The organism is Zemynaea arenosa (genome assembly GCF_004614185.1).
Classification (GTDB): domain Bacteria; phylum Pseudomonadota; class Gammaproteobacteria; order Burkholderiales; family Burkholderiaceae_D; genus Telluria; species Telluria arenosa.
Genome location: NZ_SPVF01000054.1, coordinates 1 through 4,629 on the forward strand (window position 1 = coordinate 1; position 4,629 = coordinate 4,629).

The window sequence follows — 4,629 nt, forward strand, 5'->3', positions numbered from 1 at the left end:
GGGCGGCTGCGCGGCCTACGCATCGCTGCACAAGCCTGCGGTCGCCGAACCGGCGCCGGTGGTGCAGAAGGCGCGCCCCGCGGTTGGTGCCGATGGGCAGCCGCTGGCCACCGTCGACGGCGTGGCGATCGAGCGCGTGCAGTTCCGCCTCGGTGTGTCCTCGTCCACGGTTGAAAAGCTGGCGCGCGAGACGGCGCAGTGCACGACGCAGGTCGGCGCCGCGCTGGTGTCCGAGCCCGGCCCGGTGGAGATCTACCGTATCGCCTGCGACAACGGCCAGGTGTTCATGGCGCGCTGCGAACTGCGCCAGTGCCAGCGCTACGCGCGCTGAACGCGCTGACTGCGCTGACCGCGCGCGCGGCGCTGCGTCCCTGCGTCGGCGTGCGTGGCCGCGTGAGCGCGGCCGCGCCCTGCGCGCACCCTCACCCTTACATCCCGTAGCGCGCCGCAAACTGGTCGACGGGGAGGGCGGTGTCGAACAAAAAGCCCTGGAACTTGCGGCAGCCCGATGCGGCCAGCAGCGCTCGCTGTTCCTCGGTCTCCACGCCCTCGGCCAGCAATTCCAGCCCCAGCTTGTTGGCCATCGCCGTGATGGCATCCACGATCACGGCCGCCGTCGGGTCGTCCGGCGCCGCGTGCACGAAGGAGCGGTCGATCTTCAGCAAATCGATCGGCAGCCGCGTGAGATAGCTGAGCGACGAATAGCCGGTCCCGAAATCGTCCAGCGCAAAGCGCACACCCAGTTCGCGCACGGCCCACATCTTGGCCACCGTGTCGCGCAAGTCTTCCGCAAACACCGTCTCGGTCAGCTCCAGCACCAGCCGCTCCGGATTGGCGCCCGTGCCGACCAGCGCATCGCGCACCTCCTGCACGAAGTCCGGCTCGCGCTGCTGCTGCACGCTGACGTTGACCGCGAGGCTCATCTCCGCCAAACGGGGATCGTGCGCCCAGCGCGCCAGCAGCTCGCAGCCCTGCCACAGCACATCGCGTCCGATGGGACGGATCAGGCCCAGCGACTCGGCCAGCGGAATGAAGTCGCTCGGCTCGACCCAGCCACGCTGCTGGTTGTGCCAGCGCAGCAGCAGCTCGCCGCCCAGCACGCGGCCGTACAGATCGACCTGCGGCTGGCAGTAGAGCACCAGCTCGTGGTTGGCCAGCGCCTCGCGCAGGTCGTGCTCCAGTCCTCCGCGCCGGGCCACGGTGCGCTGCAGCTGGTCGCTGAAGAAGCGGCTGGTGTTGCGGCCTTCGCGCTTGGCCTGGTACATCGCCATGTCGGCCTGGCGCAGCACTTCGTCCACGCTGCCATCGCCGCGTGCGAAGGTGGCGATGCCGATGCTGGGCGAGGTGTAGACCGAGCGGCCGGCCAGGTCGAACGGGCGGCTCAGCGCATCAATGACCTGGTGCGCCACCACGTTGGCCTCCAGCGCGGCGGTTTCCTGGTCGCGGCCCAGATCCTCCAGCAGCACCACGAACTCGTCGCCGCCCAGGCGGGCCAGCTGGTCGCTGCTGCGCACCGCGTGCTTGAGGCGCGCGGCGACCTCGCGCAGCAGCGCATCGCCGGTCTCGTGGCCGAGCGATTCGTTGAGCAGCTTGAAGTTGTCCAGGTCGATAACCAGCAGTGCCCCCGCCGCACCGGTACGGCTGGCGCGGTCCAGCGCCAGCTCCAGCCGCTCGACCAGCAGGCGGCGGTTGGGCAGCGCCGTCAGGTGATCGAGGAAGGCCAGCTCGTAGATGCGGCGCTCGGTCTCCTTCTGCGCGGTGAGATCGGTGTTGGTGCCGGACAGGCGCAGAGCCGAACCCTGCGTATCGCGCAGCGCGTAGCCGCGCGCGAGTACCGGGATCAGGTGGCCGTCGTGGTGGAACATCGAGTATTCGATCTGGAAGCTGGTGCGGTCGGTGGCCAGGAAGGCCGCCAGGGCTTCCTGCACCCGCTCCCTCTCGGCGGGCGGCATGCGGCCCCACATGGTGTCGATGGTCGCGTCCTCGCTCTGGCCGGTTTCGCCCAGCATGGCCCACCAGCGCTGCGAGAGGTAGGCGCGGCCGCTGCGCAGGTCCAGGTCCCAGGCGGCATCGGTGGTGCCCTGCAGGACGAGCCGCAGGCGTTCCTCGGAGGTGCGTAGCGAGTGCTCGGCCTCCACTAGCTTGGTGCAATCGGTGAAGCAGACCACCACGTGGCGAATGCGGTGGTCCTCGTGGAACACCGGGTAGGCATTGCAGAGCATCCAGCGCACCCCATCCGCCACCGGCACCCCGACCACCACGTCCGCCACCGGGGCGCAGCGCGCCATCACCTGATTGACGGGGAATTCCTCGGCGGGCATCGGGCTGCCGTCCGGACGCACGAATTTCCAGAACGCGTCCGTCGCCGGGGCTCGGAACAGCTGGGCCCAGGTGCGCTGCAGGAGCGTGGAAGCCGGGCCGTTGGCAGCATCGACGCTGCCATCCGGCTCGTGGATCACGATGCCGGCGGGGACATGGTCGAGCAGGTCCCGCAGCCGGTCCCGGTCGGCGAACATGTCGACCGCGCGCGGCGACACGGCCAGACGGGTGCTGTCGTCCGCGGGACTGCCACTGCGTTTGCCTGCCATGGGGGACCTCCGCCAGATGCGCAAAGGATGGGTGCAGCGTACTTACAGTGGTATGGTGCCACGATTCGGCGGAAGGCGGCTGTTCCCCAGCACGGTTTGGGACAGCAGGCGGGCGCGCCGGAGTGGCGCGCCGCGGAGGAGTCTAGCGGGTGCTCAGGCGCTCGGCGGGACGTAGCCGGCTGCCTGGTCGGCGCCTTCGCCGAAGAAATGCTTTTCCATCTGGGCCGCGAGGTACTTGCGGGCGCGCTGGTCGGCCAGGTTCAGGCGGTTTTCGTTGACCAGCATGGTCTGGTGCTTGAGCCACGCGCCCCAGGCTTCCTTGGACACGTTTTCGTAGATCTTTTTGCCCAGTTCACCCGGGTACGGCGGGAAGTCCAGGCCTTCGGCTTCCTTGTTGAGTTTAATGCAGTGGACAGTGCGTGCCATGGTGCGAATCCTTTCCGTGAAAGCAGAATTATAAGGTCTTGACGAGGACCTGGGATTTGCGCTGCCAGTTGTACATCTTCTGGCGGTCCTTGGGCAGCGCGTCCACCGGGGCCGGCACGAAGCCGCGCTTCTGGAACCAATGCGAGGTGCGGGTGGTGAGCACGAACAGCTTCTTGAAGCCGGCCGCGCGGGCGCGGTTTTCCATGTGCTTGAGGATGCGGTCCCCGTCGCCCTGGCCCTGCACTTCGGGATTCACGGTCAGGCAGGCCATTTCCGCCATCTTCTCCTGCGGGAAGCCATACAGGGCGGCGCAGCCGAAGATCACGCCGTCGTGGTCGATCACGCTGAAGTTGCCGATCTCGCGCTCGATCAGTTCGCGGCCGCGCTTGACCAGCGTGCCGTCGGCTTCCAGCGGTTCGATCAGCTTGATGATGCCGCCCACGTCGTCGATGGTGGCCTGGCGCAGCGACTCCAGGTTCTCGTGCGAGATCATGGTGCCCACACCGTCGTGGGTGAACAGCTCCAGCAGGGTGGAGCCGTCCATCGCGAACGGCACGATATGGGCGCGGTCCACGCCCGCGTTGGTGGCCTTGATCGCGTGCTTGAGGTAGAACGCGGCGGCATCGGGCAGGAAGCCCGCCTGCAGGACGGCTTCGGCCTGGTGGCTGGACAGCTCGCGGATCTCGGTGCCGCCGGCGTCCTTCATCATATTGGTCTCGGTGATGAAGATCAGCTTATCGGCGTGCAGCTCGACGGCGGCCGATGCGGCCACGTCTTCCATGGTCAGGTTGAAGATCTCGCCGGTGGCCGAGAACCCGAGCGGCGAGAGCAGCACCAGCGAGTCGCTGGCCAGGATGCGGTGGATGGTTTCGGCGGCGATCTTGCGGACCATGCCGGTCAACTCGTGGTCGACACCGTCGATCACGCCTAGCGGGCGCGCCGTGACGAAGTTACCCGAGATAATCTGGATCGCGGCGTGCGCCATCGGCGTGTTGGGCAAGCCCTGGCTGAAGGCGGCCTCGATGTCCAGGCGCAGTTCGCCGGCGGCCTCCTTGGCGCACTCCATGGCGGCGGGGTCGGTGATACGTACGCCGTTGTGGAAGCGGCCTTCGACGTTCCGCAGCCCGAGCTGCTCGGCGACCTGCGGGCGCGAGCCGTGCACGATGACGACGTTGATGTCGAGGGCCTGCAGCAGCGAGAGATCGTGGGCCAGCACCGGCAGGGCGCCGGCGCTCACCAGTTCACCCGGGAAGGCGACCACGAAGGTCTTGCCGCGGAAGGCGTGGACGTAGGGGGCGACGGAGCGCAGCCACTGGACGAATTGGATCGGGTTTTCCATCTGCGGGATTATAATTCGCTGCGCGCTTGACGCGCCCAAACCTTTGTAAAAAACAATGTCCGACCAGAGCAAGAAGCCTTCTTCGGCTTCGCCCGACCGATCCCCGTCCGCTTCCTCTTCCCGCAACGCTTCCTCCGCTGGCTCGTCGTCCACTTCGCCGCAAGGCGGCGCGGGCGCGCGCGGACAGGGGGCGCTGAGCCTCGCGGACCAGTTGCGCGCGGCGCGGCCGCTGGTGGCGGCACAGCAGAAGCCTGCGGCTGTGGAGGATGCGGCGCC

Annotated in this window: 5 protein-coding genes; 2 read left to right on the forward strand and 3 right to left on the reverse strand. The window is 68.0% G+C overall.

Translation table 11 applies throughout. The features are described 5' to 3' along the window. On the forward strand, positions 1-331 hold a 331-nt coding region (locus E4L96_RS03645; RefSeq protein WP_135205873.1), incomplete at its 5' end, for a hypothetical protein. A gap of 97 nt (positions 332-428) precedes the next feature. Here E4L96_RS03645 and E4L96_RS03650 read toward each other — a convergent pair. The 3 genes from E4L96_RS03650 to argA form a co-directional block, all read right to left on the reverse strand. Continuing rightward, positions 429-2,588 (reverse strand): putative bifunctional diguanylate cyclase/phosphodiesterase, encoded by a 2,160-nt coding sequence (locus tag E4L96_RS03650; protein ID WP_229414208.1) that lies wholly within the window; start codon positions 2,586-2,588, stop codon positions 429-431. Positions 2,589-2,741: 153 nt separating this feature from the next. Next, positions 2,742-3,014, reverse strand: a complete 273-nt coding sequence (locus E4L96_RS03655) for an oxidative damage protection protein (RefSeq protein ID WP_135205874.1) — start codon at positions 3,012-3,014, stop codon at positions 2,742-2,744. A 28-nt stretch (positions 3,015-3,042) separates the two neighbouring features. Further along, positions 3,043-4,353, reverse strand: a complete 1,311-nt coding sequence (gene argA / locus E4L96_RS03660) for an amino-acid N-acetyltransferase (protein ID WP_135205875.1) — start codon at positions 4,351-4,353, stop codon at positions 3,043-3,045. A gap of 55 nt (positions 4,354-4,408) precedes the next feature. On the opposite strand from argA, the gene E4L96_RS24030 reads away from it, so the two are divergent. Next, on the forward strand, positions 4,409-4,629 hold a 221-nt coding region (locus tag E4L96_RS24030), incomplete at its 3' end, for a hypothetical protein (protein ID WP_220433385.1).

Bases quoted from the DNA above. Each gene is read 5' to 3' on its own strand.
- E4L96_RS03650 (WP_229414208.1), bottom strand. From the start codon at position 2,588: ATGGCAGGCAAACGCAGTGGCAGTCCCGCGGACGACAGCACCCGTCTG.
- E4L96_RS03655 (WP_135205874.1), bottom strand. From the start codon at position 3,014: ATGGCACGCACTGTCCACTGCATTAAACTCAACAAGGAAGCCGAAGGC.
- argA (WP_135205875.1), bottom strand. From the start codon at position 4,353: ATGGAAAACCCGATCCAATTCGTCCAGTGGCTGCGCTCCGTCGCCCCC.